The sequence below is a fragment of the Bradyrhizobium yuanmingense genome (assembly GCF_900094575.1).
Taxonomy (GTDB): Bacteria; Pseudomonadota; Alphaproteobacteria; order Rhizobiales; family Xanthobacteraceae; genus Bradyrhizobium; species Bradyrhizobium yuanmingense.
The window spans coordinates 617,867-633,839 of sequence record NZ_FMAE01000005.1; the positions used below are offsets into that span (position 1 = coordinate 617,867).

At 63.5% G+C, this 15,973-nt stretch carries 17 protein-coding genes and 1 tRNA gene; 5 read left to right on the plus strand and 13 right to left on the minus strand.

Annotated features, from left to right (window positions below; all coding sequences use genetic code 11):
• Positions 1 to 317 precede the first annotated feature (317 nt).
• From GA0061099_RS20345 to GA0061099_RS41265, 3 genes are all read left to right on the plus strand, one after another.
• Entirely contained in the window at positions 318 to 1,571 is a 1,254-nt protein-coding gene (locus tag GA0061099_RS20345; RefSeq protein ID WP_063822468.1) for an OpgC domain-containing protein, read from the plus strand.
• Complete coding sequence (locus GA0061099_RS41260) at positions 1,568 to 2,113, plus strand: hypothetical protein (RefSeq protein WP_225125132.1); 546 nt, start codon at positions 1,568 to 1,570, stop codon at positions 2,111 to 2,113. Before GA0061099_RS20345 ends, GA0061099_RS41260 begins: the two co-directional genes overlap by 4 nt.
• A 165-nt stretch (positions 2,114 to 2,278) precedes the next feature.
• Positions 2,279 to 2,785 carry a septal ring lytic transglycosylase RlpA family protein gene (locus GA0061099_RS41265; RefSeq protein WP_036010404.1) on the plus strand — a complete coding sequence of 169 codons (507 nt, stop codon included), beginning with the start codon at positions 2,279 to 2,281 and terminating at the stop codon, positions 2,783 to 2,785.
• Positions 2,786 to 2,985: 200 nt separating this feature from the next.
• Here the strand turns inward: GA0061099_RS41265 and GA0061099_RS20360 are convergent, their stop codons facing one another.
• From GA0061099_RS20360 to GA0061099_RS20400, 9 genes are all read right to left on the minus strand, one after another.
• Positions 2,986 to 3,477, minus strand: a complete 492-nt coding sequence (locus GA0061099_RS20360; RefSeq protein WP_036025451.1) for a DUF421 domain-containing protein — start codon at positions 3,475 to 3,477, stop codon at positions 2,986 to 2,988.
• A gap of 196 nt (positions 3,478 to 3,673) precedes the next feature.
• Complete coding sequence (locus tag GA0061099_RS20365) at positions 3,674 to 4,549, minus strand: outer membrane protein (RefSeq protein WP_036025453.1); 876 nt, start codon at positions 4,547 to 4,549, stop codon at positions 3,674 to 3,676.
• A 164-nt stretch (positions 4,550 to 4,713) separates the two neighbouring features.
• Positions 4,714 to 4,791 (minus strand) — tRNA-Pro (locus tag GA0061099_RS20370).
• A 108-nt stretch (positions 4,792 to 4,899) separates the two neighbouring features.
• On the minus strand, positions 4,900 to 5,475 hold the full coding sequence (locus tag GA0061099_RS20375) for a MerR family transcriptional regulator (RefSeq protein ID WP_074448001.1): 576 nt from the start codon (positions 5,473 to 5,475) through the stop codon (positions 4,900 to 4,902).
• A 24-nt stretch (positions 5,476 to 5,499) separates the two neighbouring features.
• The gene (locus GA0061099_RS20380) at positions 5,500 to 5,841 is read right to left on the minus strand and encodes an integration host factor subunit alpha (RefSeq protein WP_036010431.1); all 342 of its coding nucleotides are present in this window, start codon (positions 5,839 to 5,841) and stop codon (positions 5,500 to 5,502) included.
• A 132-nt stretch (positions 5,842 to 5,973) separates the two neighbouring features.
• Positions 5,974 to 6,954 carry a beta-ketoacyl-ACP synthase III gene (locus GA0061099_RS20385; RefSeq protein ID WP_036025462.1) on the minus strand — a complete coding sequence of 327 codons (981 nt, stop codon included), beginning with the start codon at positions 6,952 to 6,954 and terminating at the stop codon, positions 5,974 to 5,976.
• Positions 6,951 to 8,012: a phosphate acyltransferase PlsX gene (gene plsX, locus GA0061099_RS20390; RefSeq protein ID WP_036010436.1), complete on the minus strand. Its 1,062-nt coding sequence runs from the start codon at positions 8,010 to 8,012 to the stop codon at positions 6,951 to 6,953. Before plsX ends, GA0061099_RS20385 begins: the two co-directional genes overlap by 4 nt.
• Before the next feature lie 299 nt (positions 8,013 to 8,311).
• Complete coding sequence (locus tag GA0061099_RS20395; protein WP_036025465.1) at positions 8,312 to 8,875, minus strand: YceD family protein; 564 nt, start codon at positions 8,873 to 8,875, stop codon at positions 8,312 to 8,314.
• Positions 8,872 to 9,423, minus strand: a complete 552-nt coding sequence (locus GA0061099_RS20400) for a ubiquinol-cytochrome C chaperone family protein (protein WP_036025467.1) — start codon at positions 9,421 to 9,423, stop codon at positions 8,872 to 8,874. The genes GA0061099_RS20395 and GA0061099_RS20400 overlap by 4 nt, the downstream gene beginning before the upstream one ends.
• 98 nt (positions 9,424 to 9,521) lie before the next feature.
• Between GA0061099_RS20400 and GA0061099_RS20405 the strand changes: the two genes are divergently transcribed.
• Both GA0061099_RS20405 and GA0061099_RS20410 read left to right on the plus strand, forming a co-directional pair.
• Complete coding sequence (locus GA0061099_RS20405) at positions 9,522 to 10,007, plus strand: outer membrane protein assembly factor BamE (protein WP_036010444.1); 486 nt, start codon at positions 9,522 to 9,524, stop codon at positions 10,005 to 10,007.
• Positions 10,008 to 10,223: 216 nt separating this feature from the next.
• On the plus strand, positions 10,224 to 11,225 hold the full coding sequence (locus GA0061099_RS20410) for a Bug family tripartite tricarboxylate transporter substrate binding protein (protein WP_036025470.1): 1,002 nt from the start codon (positions 10,224 to 10,226) through the stop codon (positions 11,223 to 11,225).
• Between the two features lie 175 nt (positions 11,226 to 11,400).
• Here the strand turns inward: GA0061099_RS20410 and GA0061099_RS20415 are convergent, their stop codons facing one another.
• The 4 genes from GA0061099_RS20415 to ribH all read right to left on the minus strand — a co-directional run bounded on the left by GA0061099_RS20415 (position 11,401) and on the right by ribH (position 15,925).
• Positions 11,401 to 13,521 (minus strand): sodium-translocating pyrophosphatase, encoded by a 2,121-nt coding sequence (locus GA0061099_RS20415; protein ID WP_036010450.1) that lies wholly within the window; start codon positions 13,519 to 13,521, stop codon positions 11,401 to 11,403.
• Positions 13,522 to 13,757: 236 nt separating this feature from the next.
• Positions 13,758 to 14,756 carry a thiamine-phosphate kinase gene (thiL, locus tag GA0061099_RS20420; protein ID WP_036025476.1) on the minus strand — a complete coding sequence of 333 codons (999 nt, stop codon included), beginning with the start codon at positions 14,754 to 14,756 and terminating at the stop codon, positions 13,758 to 13,760.
• A 175-nt stretch (positions 14,757 to 14,931) separates the two neighbouring features.
• Positions 14,932 to 15,429 carry a transcription antitermination factor NusB gene (nusB, locus tag GA0061099_RS20425; RefSeq protein WP_036010453.1) on the minus strand — a complete coding sequence of 166 codons (498 nt, stop codon included), beginning with the start codon at positions 15,427 to 15,429 and terminating at the stop codon, positions 14,932 to 14,934.
• A 4-nt stretch (positions 15,430 to 15,433) separates the two neighbouring features.
• On the minus strand, positions 15,434 to 15,925 hold the full coding sequence (gene ribH / locus GA0061099_RS20430) for a 6,7-dimethyl-8-ribityllumazine synthase (protein ID WP_036010456.1): 492 nt from the start codon (positions 15,923 to 15,925) through the stop codon (positions 15,434 to 15,436).
• Between the last annotated feature and the right edge of the window lie 48 nt (positions 15,926 to 15,973).

A 15,973-nucleotide genomic window follows, 5' to 3' on the forward strand; every position in this document is an offset into this window, starting at 1 on the left:
AGCGTCCTGCGCCCTGAGAGGCGCGCCAGAATGCAGTCCAGCACTGTCACCGTAATGTCCGAACACGACGGATCGAGGAAGCGCCCACTTCGCCAGGCCCGATGACACAAAGCGCACCGCGTTTGTTCGGGACCAAGTTACCATGCATAGTACCGGGGCTCTCGGCGGGCCGCTTGACTCAGGTCAATATCCCGCCGGCCTCAGCGCGCCAACATTGTCGTATGGGTGTTGTATTGCCTGCCATCTAGCGTGAGCGATCCCGGCGGAGTGCCGGGGCGCGGACATCGATCGTGAATCGTGACACGACGGAAAGCAGAATGAAGCTCGCGCTTGCGCTGCCACCACCGCAACGTGATTTGCGTCTCGACCTGTTTCGCGGCCTCGCCAACTGGGCGATGTTTCTCGGCCATGTGCCCGGCACAGTGCTGGTGTGGTGTTCGTTCCGAAATTATGGATTCAGCGACGGGGCCGACCTGTTCGTGTTCATCTCCGGCTACACCTCGGCGCTCGTTTATACCCGAAAAATGGAGCGAGGCTTTGTGTTCGGAACGAGCAGGCTCTTCAGGCGCGTATGGCAAATCTACACCGCCCATATCGTGCTATTCATGATCTACCTGGCTTTCATCCATTTCCTGTCGGAGAGGTTCAACGCGCCTGATCTGATCGATCTGTTCAACGCCGGACCGGTCACCAGCGCGCCGATCGAGATGATGACGCAGGGGCTTTTGCTGCGATACAAGCCTCTGAATTTGGACGTGCTGCCGCTGTACGTCGTCTTGATGGGCCTGTTTCCTCCGATCCTCTGGTTGATGTTGAGATTTCCCGACGCCGCCATGATCGGGTCGGTGCTGTTATATCTGGCTGCGCGGCAATTCCATTGGAACCTGCCTTCCTATCCGTCGGGAAGCTGGTACTTCAATCCGCTGGCGTGGCAGCTTCTGTTTGTTACGGGCGCATGGCTCGCGTTGACCGGTGCGGGGCGTCTGCATTTCTTGCTGCGGTCCAGGTTCGTGCTGGTTGTTGCGGTTGCCTATTTGATTTTTGCGGCGATCATGACGTTAGCTGCTCACCAGCCTCAGCTCCGGGCCTTGTTTGCGCCTGCCTTGTTCGAGCTTTTCAATCCCAACGACAAGACCAATCTGGCGCCCTACCGCTATCTTCATTTGATGGTACTGATTATCCTTGGTGCCCGGTTCATACCGATCGATGCGCGCGGGCTACAAGCCACCATCTTGCGACCCCTGGTAAAGTGCGGCCAGCAGTCCCTCGAAGTGTTCTGTGTGGGCATTCTCCTGGCCTTCATCGGGTACTTCATCCTGCAGTTGGCAGGGAACGGCATCCTCGCTCAACTGCTCGTCGGAGCTGCGGGAATCGCGATCATGACGGCGGTTGCCTACTACAGATCCTGGTCAAAGCGAGTAGAGAAACCTTCACATGAGAGTCCGGTGGATGGAAAGAGGGCGCCGGAAAGCACCGGCCCCCTCGAGCATCTTGTAGTGCGCGCCGCCGGAACGGTGCCGCAGGTCGCTTGCGGGACGGGTACGCAGCAGCAGCCGTTAAGGGAAGTTTGACAACCGCGCCGGCCGTCAAGATCGCGATCGAGGCCCATTCCATCGACCCGAATCTGCACCGCGTCCTCGCCGAGCAGATCCCCCGCTCCGGCCACCTCGCCGAGGTCGAGGCCTACAGCCACGAAATCCACGCCCTCGTGCGCGCCTATCTCGAACGTCACCGGAAGGAGATGCGCAAGCTCGACCCCGCGCTCGCAGCGTTCATGTGCGTGAGCACGATCGAAGCCATCGCGCACAACACGGCGCTGAACGCAGCCGAGATGCTGTCGGAGAAAATGGTGAAGGTGCTGGTGGACGAGACGACAAGGATGGTGGTGGGGTATTTGAGCTGGGTGGGCGACAAGCCAGGGCACTTGCGATCTAGCTCCGCACGATGCTTCTTGAGCTTCGCATCTGGCCTGATGACGATCGCACTGCCCGCGTCCAAAGCTGATCGTATTTGCGCGACTCATCCTCCGCCGGGACGCGACCGCGTCAGTCGTCGCGCGGTAACTCGCCTCGCCAATTTAAATATTTATGCATATTTAATTTTGACAAATTAAATCATTATTATTTGAGGCCGGGCAGAACCGGAGCGTGGCCAATCTCAGTCAGGCACGCTCTTGCTCCGCGATGTCGGTATGTCATCACCGTTTTGCGCGTCTTGAGGAACGCGACCTCTGAGCTTGCATTGTCGGCTTGATCTTCAATCGTTCACGAGGTCGACAATGCATCTTCTCGTCAGAATGGCGGCGATTGCGACAGTCCCTGCTTGGATCGGATTGAACGCGAACGGCGCTGCAGCACAGGATTTCCATGACCGGTGGTCCATCATTCCGAAGGCTCAGGCAGAGCCGGCGCCTGCTGGACCCGAACAGCCGAAGAAGGATCAGATTGAGGCGCCACCTCCAACCGCACAAGAGCCATCGGCTGATCGCTCGGGCATGCGATCTTTCAATCGAGTCTTTTCGGGAAAGGCCTCCTATTATTCATATTCCAAAGGCAAGACAGCGAGCGGTTCGACATTCAATCGGAATCACCTCACGGCGGCGCATCGCAGCCTGCCGTTCGGCACCAAGGTCCGCGTGACCCATGGAGGAAGCAGCGTCATCGTCACCATCAACGACAGAGGCCCGTTCATTCGTGGCCGCGTCCTCGATCTCTCGCTCGCTGCCGCGCGCAGCTTGGGGATTACGAATCGCGGCGTAGCTCAGGTTCGTGCCGAGGTGTTGTAGCGGGCGGCTTTTGAACGGCCGTGACATTGAAAACCCGACGCGTTTGTGGATATGACCTCGAGTACTCACCGCCTTCAACGGGATGGCGATGGGGTATTTGAGGTATCAGCGCTTGTGCCTTTTGGGGAAGCCGGCGGAAGCCTCGCAGAATAACAAGTAGTCCCGCAACGCCGATCATGTCGGCGGGCAGACGAAGGTCGTCAGGCTTCCTTCTTCTTCACGCTGATATTTCCGTCGCCCTCGATATATGCCTCTACGACGTCCGAGGGACTCGCTATCCCCTCCTCGCGAAGCTTGCTCATCAACTCATCCATCGTCACCAGCTCCTGCCGCATGTGGCGGCGAAGGACCTGCCCGTTTTTGATGAGCAGGAGCGGCGCCGGCCGAGCAAGCCGCTCCACGAAAGGCACGTGATACCCGACCCAGTCGATGGCTAGATTCCAGAAAATGATGGTGGCAACGAGCACGATACCTTCTGTGATCGAGTGGTATTCGCCCGCCATGCCATTCTGCGCCGCGTCCGCCAACAGGACGACGAGAAGCAAATCGGGAATGCTGAGTCCGCCGGTTTGTCGCTTCAAAATGAACCGCATCAGGGTGAAGATGCCGAGATACATGATGGTGCCCCGCACGATCATTTCCATGATGGAATGCGTCGGGACGAAGATCTCGTTCCACGATAGCTGAAACATGTGTTGCCCTCGCACCTAAATGGAAGCGTCCTGATACCACGTATCGATGGTCCGCTATGAGGCGGCTGATCGTAGCGTCTTCTGGGAGGCTCAACCGTACTGGCGTGATGGCACGGAGATGGTGCGGACGCTGGTGGACGAGACGACGCGGGTATTTGAGGTCGGTGGGCCCTTAGGGCACGATCTGCTCAAAAGGTCAAAAATGATAGTTCACGCCGACTCGGGCGACGTGGAAATCCGCCCGGCCGAAATTTGCGGTGTATCTGGACAAGTTCGGACCAATACCCGTTGCGAGTGCGTTGGCCGTCACTGACGATTTGCCGAGGTCAACGTAGAGATATTCGGCCCTGAAGCTCCAACCAGGCGCAAAGCGCCATTCACCGCCTCCGCCGACCGTCCAGCCAGTCTGAATGCGGGAATCGTTCCCCGTGAAGCAAGTCGATCCGATCGTACAGCTGAATGAAGTGCCGGCGACGGAGACACTCAAAGCGCCCCCCGGTCCGTTCACGATGTAGTCGTCAAATGTCGCTACTCGACCAAAAGCAAAGCCGCCGGTCCCATACAGAAGAACGCTAGGCGTGACCAGCGCCCCCAGACGACCACGAACGCTCCCCCACCAGTCAATCTTTTGCTCAGCCGAGATGGTCTGTGCGAAGGCTGGGGGTAGAATCGGCGTTGTTTCACGACCGCCGCCGCGCAAGCTGGATGCGCTCAAGTCAGCTTCCACGCCGACTAACCACTTGCTATCGAGTTGCCAATTGTAGCCGGCTTGCAAGCCTCCCGTTACACCACTCATCGAAAAATCGTGAGGGCCGGGAGCAACCTGCCCCGCAAAAGGAGGCAGAATCGGAACTCCAGGATTGAAGATGAAAGCGGTGGCCGCGTCACTCGTAAAATTGACGGACCGGTCTGCCCATGCGCCGCCAACGTTGCCGCCAGCATAAAATCCCGTCCAGCTTGGGCTGGAGTCAGCCGTGCGCGCTTTCGTGAAAAGTGCAGGGCTTTGGTCAGCAGCTTCCGCCCCCGAAGCGACACTCGCCAAGACTGCTACAGCAGCCAGTGCTCTTCTCACGGGACACCCCTCCGCGATTCCAAAGTGCCCAAAATTCTTAAATCATGTTGACACTGGATGGTGTGACGCGAGGGCAACACCTGCGGAACGTTGCAAAATCAACCGCAAACGGCCGGCCCGCGGTCAACCGACGGCCCGGAAAGGAATTCCGTTCTTGAGGAATTTGGTCGGAGCGAGAGGATTTGAACCTCCGACCCCTAGTCTCCCAGACTAGTGCGCTAACCGGGCTGCGCCACGCTCCGAATGCCGTTCCATTAGCTAGGATCGCCGCTTTGCGCAAGGCGAGGCCGCAGCATTTTGGTGTATCCGCCCAAAGCTCCCGGAACTGCCCCGCAAAGCCGGGGACCGCCCTAGCCCTCCTTCAGGGCCTGATCCAGCATCTCGCGGCAGGCGATGAGGTCGCCGAGGACCCGCTCCAGCCGCTCGCGGTCGAGCGCGCTGGGGCCGGCGGGCACGGCGGCGCCGCCTTTGCGGAAGGTGGTGAGGATCTCCTCGTCGTCGACCTCGGTGAAGCGGAAGTCGATGCCTTCCTCTTCATCGCCCTGATAGTCGTCATCGTCGGTGTCGGTGATGCCCTTGATGGGGGCCTCGTCCTCGGGCTCCATCAGGCTCGCGCCGATGGCGTCCTCGATGGCGCCAAAGGAGACCGCGGCCGCGCTGTCGGCGAGGCCCTGCACCGATTTGACGCCGTGCTCTTTCAGGATCCGCTGCACCCCGCGGATGGTATAGCCTTCGCCGTAGAGCAGCCGGCGGATGCCTTTGAGCAGGTCGACGTCGTCGGGGCGATAATAGCGGCGGCCGCCGCTGCGCTTCATCGGCTTGATCTGGGAGAAGCGGGTCTCCCAGAACCGCAGCACGTGCTGCGGAATGTCGAGTTCCTGCGCTACTTCGCTGATGGTTCGGAACGCATCCGGCGCCTTGTCCAAAGGCCAGTCCTTTCCGAAAGGCGGTTACGCCTCTTCTTGAGCCTGGGTGGCGTCACCGTTGGTACGGTGCTGGGCGTTGATCCGCTGCTTCAGGATCGCCGACGGCTTGAACACCATGACGCGGCGCGGCGAGATCGGCACCTCGGTGCCGGTCTTCGGGTTGCGGCCGATGCGCTGGCCCTTCTTGCGCACCATGAAGGAGCCGAACGAGGACAATTTCACCGTCTCGCCCTTCTCCAGGCAGTCGGTGATCTCCTTCAGCACGAGTTCCACGAAGGCAGACGATTCCGTGCGCGATAGGCCCACCTTCTGGTAGACGGCTTCGCACAGATCGACACGCGTTACGGTTTTGCTGGTCTCGCTCATCGCCCTGCCCCACCTCACGGCGAACAATTCTTGTCTGAAATTATGAGCTTACGATACGGCGGTCAACACCGCACATCAATGCACACGTCGCGATAATCGGCGCGGATTCCGGCAAAATTTTATCGGTGTGGCTTACCAGCGCACCAGCGCGGAGCCCCAGGTAAAGCCGCCACCCATGGCCTCCAGCAGGACCATGTCGCCCTTCTTGATGCGGCCGTCCTTGCGCGCCACCGAGAGCGCCAGCGGGATCGAGGCCGCCGAGGTGTTGCCGTGACGGTCCACCGTCAGCACCACCTTCTCCGGCGCGATGTGCAGCTTGTGCGCGGAAGCGTCGATGATTCGCTTGTTGGCCTGGTGCGGCACGAACCAGTCGATGCCGTCGGCATTGAGCCCTGTCGCCGCAAAGGCATCGACGATGACGTCGGTGATCATACCGACCGCGTGCTTGAAGACCTCGCGGCCCTCCATGCGCAGATGGCCGACGGTCTGGGTCGAGGACGGCCCGCCGTCCACGAACAGCTTTGCCTTGTGGCGGCCGTCGGAGCGCAGATGCGTGGTCACGATGCCGCGGTCGGTCGCGGCATTGCCGGGCTGCTCCTGCGCCTCCAGCACCACGGCGCCGGCGCCGTCGCCGAACAGCACACAGGTGCCGCGATCGTTCCAGTCGAGGATGCGCGAGAAGGTCTCCGCGCCGATCACCAGCGCGCGCTTGTAGGCCCCGGTGCGCAGGAAATTGTCGGCGGTGGCGAGCGCGAAGACGAAGCCCGAGCACACTGCCTGCAGATCGAAGGCCGCGCCATGATTGATGCCGAGGCCGTGCTGCACGGCGACGGCGGTCGCGGGGAAGGTGTTGTCGGGCGTCGAGGTCGCCAGCACGATCAGCTCGATCGATTGCGCGTCAACGCCGGCATCGCGGAGCGCCGCCTGTGCCGCCTTGATGGCGAGGTGCGAGGTGAACTCGCCCTCGGCCGCGATGTGCCGCTCGCGAATGCCAGTGCGCTGCACGATCCACTCGTCGGAGGTATCGATGCGCGCCGCCAATTGGGCGTTGGTCACCACCTGCTCCGGCAGATAAGAGCCGCAGCCCAGCACGACCGAACGAATCTGAGTCACGAAACATCCTCCGGCGCGGGCTGCACGAATTTGAGTGCACCACCCTCGCGGTTGAGCATCTGATTGATCTTGTTCAGGAGATCGTAGTGAGCCATCTCATAGCCAACATCGATCGCATAGGCAAAGCCTTCGGCGTTGGTTCCGCCGTGGCTCTTGACCACCACCCCGTTCAGTCCCAGCAGCACGCCACCATTGGACTTGTTGGGGTCCATTTTGTCGCGCAGGGCCTGGAAGGCGCTGCGCGCGAAGAGGTAGCCGAGCTTGGACATCCAGCTCCGCTGCATCTCGTGACGAAGCAATTCCGCCATCTGCCGTGCGGTTCCCTCGGCCGCCTTCAGCGCTATGTTGCCGCTAAAGCCTTCGGTGACGATCACGTCGGCGAGCCCCTTGCCAATGCCGTCGCCCTCGACGAAACCGATATAGTCGAGCTCCGGCAGGTTCCGCGCCCGCAGGATCTCGCTGGCCTCGCGGATCTCCTCGTGGCCCTTGATCTCCTCGGCGCCGATGTTGAGCAGCCCGACCGTGGGCCGGGTTTTGTTGAACAGCACGCTCGCCTTGGCCGCGCCCATCACCGCCATCGACACCAGATGGTGGGCATCGCCGCCGAGGGTGGCGCCGAGGTCGAGCACGACGGACTCCCCGCGCAGGGTCGGCCAGATCGCCGAGATCGCCGGCCGGTCGATGCCCGGCAGGGTGCGCAGATGGAAGCGCGCCATCGCCATCAGCGCGCCGGTATTGCCGGCGGAGATCGCGACGTCCGCCTCGCCCTTCTTGACCGCGTCGATCGCGAGCCACATCGAGGAGGTCTTGCGGCCGCGCCGCAGCGCCTGGCTCGGCTTGTCCTTCATGCTGACGGCGACGTCGGTATGGATGATCTTGGAGGCGGCCTTCAGCTTCGGGTGCTGGTCGAGCTCGGGCTCGATCCTGGCGCGGTCGCCGACCAGCAGGAACTCGGTGTCGCGATGCCGGCCAAGCGAGATGGCGGCGCCCGGAATGACCACGGCGGGGCCGACATCGCCCCCCATGGCGTCCAGCGCGATGCGAACCTTGCTTGGCATGTAAGTCCTGGAAACCTGGTCTGGTGCGGTCTTGGGATCAGCGGGGCCGCAAAATGGGTTCGCCACCGGGACGGCGGCCGGCCAAGCGCCACGCCGCACCCGGACCGGGGCGCGACAATAGCGTTTTGTACCCCCGAAACAACCTCTTGCCCCCAGCCTTTTGCATTCGGGGCAATCCGGCCGCCGGGCGCGGATTTCGCGAGAAATCCATTGAAATCAGTGAGATAAACAGCTGTCTCAAACCATCAGGGCAAATGGCTCGCGTCCCCTGGCAAGGCAGCCGCGAGCCAAAATGCCCCTCATTGGCCCTTCTTCTTGTCCTGCAATGCCTTCAGCACGGCGAAGGGATGGTCTTCGGGGTCGGGAGCGGTGACCTCCGCCTCGAACACGGCCCCCTCCTTGCGTGGATAGGGATCGATCGCCAGGAACAGGACGTCGGTGGCGAGCCGGCCGAGGTCGATGATGCCGCCCGTGATCGGCTCGGGCGGGTCGGCAACCTCGGGCGGCGCCTCGTCGTCCTGCCCCTCCTCGATCAGATCGGCCAGGCGGCGCGCCTCGGCCTCGGGGGCGAACATCAGGTCCACCTCCTCCTCGATCTCGCTCTCGATCGGATCCAGCGTGACGACGCAGGTCTGGCCGATCCGGCCACGAACCAGGCCCGTGACCTGGACCCGCCCCCCGCTTTTCGGCACAACATCGAAGCTGGCATGGGCGGACAGGATCTCGCGCAAGCCCGCAACCTCCGCCATCGCCTGCCGCTCGGCCACTGAGGCCTCGAGCTCGCGATGCAACCCGCCGTCCGGGATTTGCGCAACGATGACGGGCGCCCGCCAGGGATCGCGCTCGGTATCTGGTCGGCTCATGGCGTGACATCCTCTGACAGCGCCCGGGGAAACTTGAAGGACGCGCGCAGCAGCGCGGCCTCGTCGGTCCGGCCAAGATCGGCCTCGCTGGCCCTCGCATAGGCCGCGAGCCGCTCCGCCTGGTCGAAGCCGGTCCCATTCAAGATATTCTTGCAGATCGCCGCTGCCAGCGCCTCGCCGCCGGCTTCCATCGCCTGGTCGTAGGCCTGGACGCGGCCGTAGAATGCCTCGCCGAAGGCCCGCATCCGCTTCGGCACGGTCTGGTCGCCCACCCCCATCTCGCGCAGATTGTCGTCCATGTCCTCGCAGAAGCGGTCGAACAGCGCCTGCGACAGCTCCGCGGCGCCCTGAACCGCGCGCAGACGGCGCAGCAGCAGCCAGAGATGCAGCAGCAACAGGTCGAAACGCCCGTTAACCGTATCGGGCACACCCAAAACCCGGTAAAACAGGGGTTCTCGCGCCTGCGTCACGATCATGCCATAGATGGCCTCAATGGTGCCGGGCGGGGTTCGCCGGGGTTTCCTGAAGTGATTGAACGGCCAAAGCATTGTGGTTTCCGCAAGCGGGCGCGCGCGAGTTGCATTCAGACGCCCAGCCCGGTACTTCAGCGCCTCGCGCGACGCAAGGGGACGGAATCAGTTCCGCTATGACGACAACGAACCAGATCAGCCTGCGCGCGGATATGCGGCGCGGCCTTCATGCCTGTTGGCGCGGCCTGCGCATGCTCGCGGCCACCGCCGTGATCGGCGTGGCCCTTGCAGCTTGCACCGGCGAGCAGTTCCAGAAAGGCTACATCCTGCCGCCCGGCGCGCTCGAGCAGATTCCGATCGGCGCGAGCCAGGATCAGGTGCTGATCGTGATGGGCACGCCTTCGACGGTCGCGACCCTCGACGGTGAAGTGTTCTACTACATCTCGCAGCGCTCGGAGCGCCCGGTCGCCTTCATGAACCAGAAGGTGGTCGATCAGCGTGTCATCGCAGTCTATTTCGACAAGACCCGGCGCGTGCGCCGGCTTGCGAATTACGGTCTCCAGGACGGCAAGATCTTCGACTTCATCAGCCGCACCACGCCGACGTCGGGTCAGGAGATGAGCTACCTTACCCCGCTGTTCAAGCTGCTCAGCTTCAACTGAGGCCGTCGAAGGATTCGATCGAAGCGGCTTGTCGCTTCGCGTCGAAAATGCGCGTCGAACGAGGCTCCTGAAGCCGCTTAATTCCATCGCAAGGTATATGGGCTTACGCCTGCGTCGTCGTGCCGCTCTCTGCGCGGCACTTGTCGTCGCGCGCGACTTGCGGTCGCACGTGCCGTTCCCTACGGTTCCCGCAAAGCAAAAAGCAGGAGTGGATTCGTGCATAAGCCTTTGTTGTCCCGCCGTCGTGTGCTCGCCGGTGCTGCCGGCCTTTCGGCCGCAGCGATTCTACCGCGATCGAGCCTTGCCGACTGGAAGCCCACTGAAAACGTTCGTCTCATCGTGCCGGCCGCGGCCGGCGGCTCGACGGACGTGATGGGCCGCCTCCTGGCCGCGCATCTGCAAACCGCCTGGGGTCAGTCGACTGTGGTGGAAAACCGCTCCGGCGGCGGCGGCACGATCGGCACCGCCGAGGCCGTGCGCGCCAAGCCGGATGGTCACACCATCCTGGTCGGCAACCCCGGCCCGAACGCGATCGCCTACAGCATCTTCAAGAACCTCAGCTACAAGCCGGACCAGCTTCAGCCGGTCTCGAACATGATCCGGATTCCGAACATCGTCTCGGCGCATCCGAAGACCGGCATCAAAACGATTCCCGAGCTGATCGCGTATCTGAAGGCCAATCCGGACAAGCTCAGCTACGCCTCCTCCGGCGTCGGCCAGAGCCCCCACCTCACCGGCGCCTGGTTTCTCCAGCTCACCGGCCTGAAGATGACGCACATCCCGTTCCGCGGCGCCGGCCCCGCGCTCCAGGCCGCCCTTGCCGGCGACATCCAGATCCTGTTCGACAATCTCTATCCGACCCTGCCTCAGGTGCAGAGCGGCACGCTCAACGGTCTCTGCGTCACCACGCCCGAGCGCAGCGACCTCGCCAAAGACCTGCCGACCATGCGCGAGAGCGCGTCGGAGCTGGCGAATTTCGACGTGTCCTCCTGGTTCGCGGTCTTCCTGCCGAAGGGCGCTTCGCCCGAGGTGCTGGGCGCGCTCAATCTCCAGGTCAAGGCGATGCTGGAGCGCGAGGACGTCAAGAAGCAGATCGCCGCCATGGGCGCCCGCGCCGACTACGGCACGCCCGAGCAGTTCGCCGCCTTCGTGGACGCCGAGACGAAGAAGTTCGCCGGCATCATCCAGAAGGAAGGCCTGCAGATGGACGTGCAGTAGGTCTCTCTCACGTCATTGCGAGAGAAGCGAAGCAATCCAGGCTGTCTCTGCGGAACGATGCTGGATTGCTTCGTCGCAAGAGCTCCTCGCAATGACGTCGGGAGAGCGTCGGATCGCCAAATCAAAAACCCCGCGGCTCACGCCGCGGGGTTTTCTCTTGTCGCGTCAGCGCCGCTCAGTGCGCCAGGATCGCCAGCAGCAGCAGGGCCACGATATTGGTGATCTTGATCATCGGGTTCACCGCAGGTCCCGCCGTGTCCTTGTAGGGATCGCCGACGGTATCGCCGGTCACCGCGGACTTATGGGCATCAGAGCCCTTGCCGCCGAAATGACCGTCCTCGATGTACTTCTTGGCGTTGTCCCAGGCGCCGCCGCCCGAGGTCATGGAGATCGCGACGAACAGGCCCGTCACGATGACGCCGAGCAGCATGGCGCCGACGGCCGAGAATGCCGCCGACTTGCCGGCCGCGCCGCCGCCCGCGATCGCATAGATCAGGAAGTAGACGACGATCGGCGACAGCACCGGCAGCAGCGAGGGGATGATCATCTCCTTGATTGCCGCGCGCGTGAGCAAGTCGACCGCCTTGCCGTAATCAGGCTTGTCGGTGCCCTGCATGATGCCCGGCTTCTCGCGGAATTGGCGACGGACCTCCTCGACGATCGCACCGGCCGCACGGCCGACCGCGGTCATGCCCATCGCGCCGAACAGGTACGGCAACAGACCGCCGAACAGCAGGCCCACCACGACGTAGGGATTGTTCAGTGAGAAGTCCGGATTGACGCCGGCGAAGTAGGGATGCTGCGCGGAGCGGGCCACGAAGAACTTGAGGTCCTCGTTGTAGGCCGCGAACAGCACCAGGGCGCCGAGACCAGCGGAGCCGATCGCGTAGCCTTTGGTGACCGCCTTGGTGGTGTTGCCGACCGCGTCGAGCGCGTCGGTCGACTTGCGCACCTCCTTCGGCAGTCCCGCCATTTCGGCAATGCCGCCGGCATTGTCGGTGACGGGGCCGAAGGCGTCGAGGGCGACGATCATGCCGGCCAGCGCCAGCATGGTGGCGGTCGCGATCGCGATGCCGAACAGCCCGGCGAGGCTGTAGGTGACCAGGATGCCGGCGATGATGACGATCGCAGGCAACGCGGTCGCTTCCATCGAGATGGCGAGGCCCTGGATCACGTTGGTGCCGTGGCCGGTGACCGAGGACTGGGCGATCGACTTCACCGGACGATAGTCGGTCCCGGTGTAGTATTCGGTGATCCAGATGATCAGGGCGGTGACGATGAGACCGACCACGCCGCACTCGAACAGCGCCAGGCCGGTGTAGTTGACGCCCTCGAGCTTGCCGAAGCCGATCAGGTAGTAGATCACCAGGGCGATGCCGATCAGCGACAGGATGCCCGTTGCGATCAGGCCCTTGTAAAGCGCGCCCATGATCGACTGGCTCGGCCCGAGCTTGACGAAGAAGGTGCCGATGATCGAGGTGATGATGCAGATGCCGCCGATCGCGAGCGGCAGCGTCATCATGTTGGCGAGGATCGGCGTCTTGGCGAAGAAGATCGCCGCCAGGACCATGGTGGCGACCGCGGTCACCGCATAGGTCTCGAACAGGTCGGCGGCCATGCCGGCGCAGTCGCCGACGTTGTCGCCGACGTTGTCGGCGATGGTCGCAGGGTTGCGCGGGTCATCCTCGGGAATGCCGGCCTCGACCTTGCCGACGAGGTCGCCGCCGACGTCCGCACCCTTGGTGAAGATGCCGCCGCCGAGACGGGCGAAGATCGAGATCAGCGAGGCGCCGAAGCCGAGCGCCACCAGGGCGTCGACGACGACGCGGCTATCCGGCGCGAGCTTCAGCGAATGGACCAGGAAGCCGAAATAGAGCGTCACGCCGAGCAGCGCCAGACCCGCCACCAGAAGGCCGGTGATGGCGCCCGCCTTGAAGGCGAGCTCCAGGCCGCCGGCCAGCGACGTCGTCGCGGCCTGGGCGGTGCGCACATTGGCGCGGACCGAGACGTTCATGCCGATGAAGCCCGCAGCGCCGGACAGGATCGCGCCGATGGCGAAACCGATCGCGACATAGAGCCCGAGGAAATAGGCAAGCAGTACGAAGATGACGATGCCGACGATACCGATCGTGGTGTATTGCCGCCGGAGATAGGCTTGTGCGCCTTCGCGCACCGCCCCTGCGATCTCCTGCATGCGCGGCGACCCCGCATCCGCGCCCAAGACCGAAGACGTCGCCCAAATCGCGTAGGCGACGGAAAGCGCTCCGCAGAGCACTATCAACCATAATGCTGTCATGTGATGTTTGCCTCAGATCCTTGATGTACCCCCGGCGCCTTTTGTTGTCCGTCGTGCGGTGAAGCGCCTTGATTTTGAACAAAGCCGCCCCCTTGCCCTTAAGGGACGGCTCCAGTCGGCCGCGAGCTTGCCAAAATCACATTGAGGGTGCAACGCCGGATCAGCCCGAAAAGGCCGATCTTGGCAGGTATTTAGGACCAAGCGCTGAGAACTCAGATGCCGGTTTGGAGCAATTCCTAGAAGTGGCTGTAGGACAGCCGCGTCAAAAGCAGATCCTGGCCCTGCCCGTCCAGGAAGCGCAGCGGCTTCTGCCCCTCCGTGATGGTACCGATTGCAGTCACGGCAACGCCGAGGGACTGCCCCGCGGCAATCAGCGTCTCGCATTGTGCCGGCGGAACGGTGCAGAGCACCTCGTAGTCGTCGCCCCCGGCAAGCAGCGTCTCGACAGACGCGACGTTGCGGGCGCGAAGGCTGGCTGCCGCGGCAGAGAGTGGCAGGCTCGTCACGTCGACCGAGGCCGAGACCCCGGAGGCGGCGCAGAGCTTGGTCAGATCGCCGGCGAGCCCGTCGGAGACGTCCATCGCCGCGGTGGCATGATCGCGCAGGGCCGGCGCCAGCACGTTGCGTGGCTGCGGCACCCGATAGCGCGAGACCAGAAAATCCCGTGCAGCGGGATCGGAGGTCAGCGCGCTGGCGGCAGCCCCGCCTTTGAGCACGTCGAGGCCGAGCGCGGCATCGCCGATCGTGCCCGTGACCAGGACGCGGTCGCCCGGCCTTGCGCCGGTGCGGCCGATCATCCGCCCCTGAGGCACACGGCCGAAGGCGGTGATCGAGATCATCTGCGGGCCCGGCGTCGACACCGTGTCGCCACCGAGCAGAGGACAAGCGAAGGTCTTCGCATCCTCGCCCAGCGCGTCCGCAAAGGGACGCAGCCAGGCATCCTCCTTGCTGCGCAGCGCCAGCGTCAGCACGAAGCCTGCCGGCGTCGCTCCTTTCGCCGCGAGATCGGACAGGTTCACCCGCAGCGCCTTGCGCGCGATGTTGTCAGGCGGATCGCCGGCAAGATAATGCACGCCCTCCACCACCGCGTCGGTGGTGACGACGATGTCCTCGCCGGACGAGGACAGCACCGCCGCGTCGTCGACCAACCCGAACGCGCCGGAATCGGTCGCCAGCGGTTTGAAATAGCGCGCGATGAGGGAGTCTTCGCCGGAGGGATTTTGTGTGGTTTCCATCGGCGTCAGCCCCATCCACCGCTGTCATCGCCCGGCTTGACCGGGCGATCCAGTATTCGAGAGACAGTCGTGTTAGCCCGATAGGCCGCGGCGTACTGGATCACCCGCCTTCGCGGGTGATGACGACGAAGAATGGGGCAGTCGTCTCGCATCACTTCACCGCCCTCGCGGGAAACTACCCCCGCCCGAACTCGTCGCCGCGAAACTGCCGGCCGATCTGGTCGAGCACGGCGTTGACCATGCCGGTCTCCTCGCGGTCGACGAAAGCATTGGCGACGTCGACATATTCGGAGACCACCACCCGGCCCGGCACGTCCTTGCGATGCTGGAGCTCATAGGCTCCTGCCCGCAGCACTGCCCGCAGGATCGCCTCGATCCGCTTGAGCGGCCAGCCCTTCGACAGCGCCTCGTCGATCAGAGGATCGAGCTTCTTCTGGTCGCGGACGACGCCGGAGACGACGTCGCGGAAAAAGGCGGCTTCCGCCGGCAGATACGTCTCGCCCTCGACCTCGTTGCCGAGCCAATGGCTTTCGAATTCGGCAAAGATGTCGTTGATGCCCGCACCGGCGATGTCCATCTGGTACAGTGCCTGCACGGCTGCGAGCCGTGCCGCACCGCGCCGGTTCGCCTTCTTCTCGACAACGCCGGTCGGCTTCTTGGTGTTATCGGCCATGGCTTCAGGCCCGCGCCAGGCGGCGTTTAATGCGCAGCATCGCAAGCGCGGCGCGCGCGGCATCGCCGCCCTTGTTGAGCTCGCTGGCACGCGCCCGCGCCCAGGCCTGCGCCTCGGTGTTGACGGTGAGGATGCCGTTGCCGAGCGGCAGCTTCCGCGCAACGGCGAGGTCCATCAGCGCGCGCGAGGATTCCTGCGAGACGATCTCGAAATGAATGGTGTCGCCGCGGATCACGCAGCCGAGCGCGATCACCGCATCATAGGGCCTGCCGTTCGCCGCCGCGGCATCGACCGCGATGGCGACTGCCGCGGGGATCTCCAGCGCACCGGGAACCGTAATGACGTCGTGGGTCAGGCCGGCCGCCTTCAGCTCGGCCACCGCGCCGTCCAGCAGCGCATCCTGGAGATCGTCATAGAACCGCGCCTCGACAATCAGCGCGCGCGCGCCGGAAATGTCGGTCTGGTCCTTCAGGGGTGCGCGCCGCGCGTCTGCCATCGTTCAATCCGTTTCGAAAGGGGTCGGCGCTATGTAGTCGCCGGAAGC

Excerpts from the sequence above, each read along its gene's own strand:
- GA0061099_RS20345 (WP_063822468.1), top strand. The coding sequence starts at position 318 with ATGAAGCTCGCGCTTGCGCTGCCACCACCGCAACGTGATTTGCGTCTC.
- GA0061099_RS41265 (WP_036010404.1), top strand. The coding sequence starts at position 2,279 with ATGCATCTTCTCGTCAGAATGGCGGCGATTGCGACAGTCCCTGCTTGG.
- GA0061099_RS20360 (WP_036025451.1), bottom strand. The coding sequence starts at position 3,477 with ATGTTTCAGCTATCGTGGAACGAGATCTTCGTCCCGACGCATTCCATC.
- GA0061099_RS20380 (WP_036010431.1), bottom strand. The coding sequence starts at position 5,841 with ATGAGCGAGACCAGCAAAACCGTAACGCGTGTCGATCTGTGCGAAGCC.
- plsX (WP_036010436.1), bottom strand. The coding sequence starts at position 8,012 with ATGCCAAGCAAGGTTCGCATCGCGCTGGACGCCATGGGGGGCGATGTC.
- GA0061099_RS20395 (WP_036025465.1), bottom strand. The coding sequence starts at position 8,875 with ATGAGCCGACCAGATACCGAGCGCGATCCCTGGCGGGCGCCCGTCATC.
- GA0061099_RS20400 (WP_036025467.1), bottom strand. The coding sequence starts at position 9,423 with ATGCTTTGGCCGTTCAATCACTTCAGGAAACCCCGGCGAACCCCGCCC.
- GA0061099_RS20405 (WP_036010444.1), top strand. The coding sequence starts at position 9,522 with ATGACGACAACGAACCAGATCAGCCTGCGCGCGGATATGCGGCGCGGC.
- GA0061099_RS20415 (WP_036010450.1), bottom strand. The coding sequence starts at position 13,521 with ATGACAGCATTATGGTTGATAGTGCTCTGCGGAGCGCTTTCCGTCGCC.
- thiL (WP_036025476.1), bottom strand. The coding sequence starts at position 14,756 with ATGGAAACCACACAAAATCCCTCCGGCGAAGACTCCCTCATCGCGCGC.
- nusB (WP_036010453.1), bottom strand. The coding sequence starts at position 15,429 with ATGGCCGATAACACCAAGAAGCCGACCGGCGTTGTCGAGAAGAAGGCG.
- ribH (WP_036010456.1), bottom strand. The coding sequence starts at position 15,925 with ATGGCAGACGCGCGGCGCGCACCCCTGAAGGACCAGACCGACATTTCC.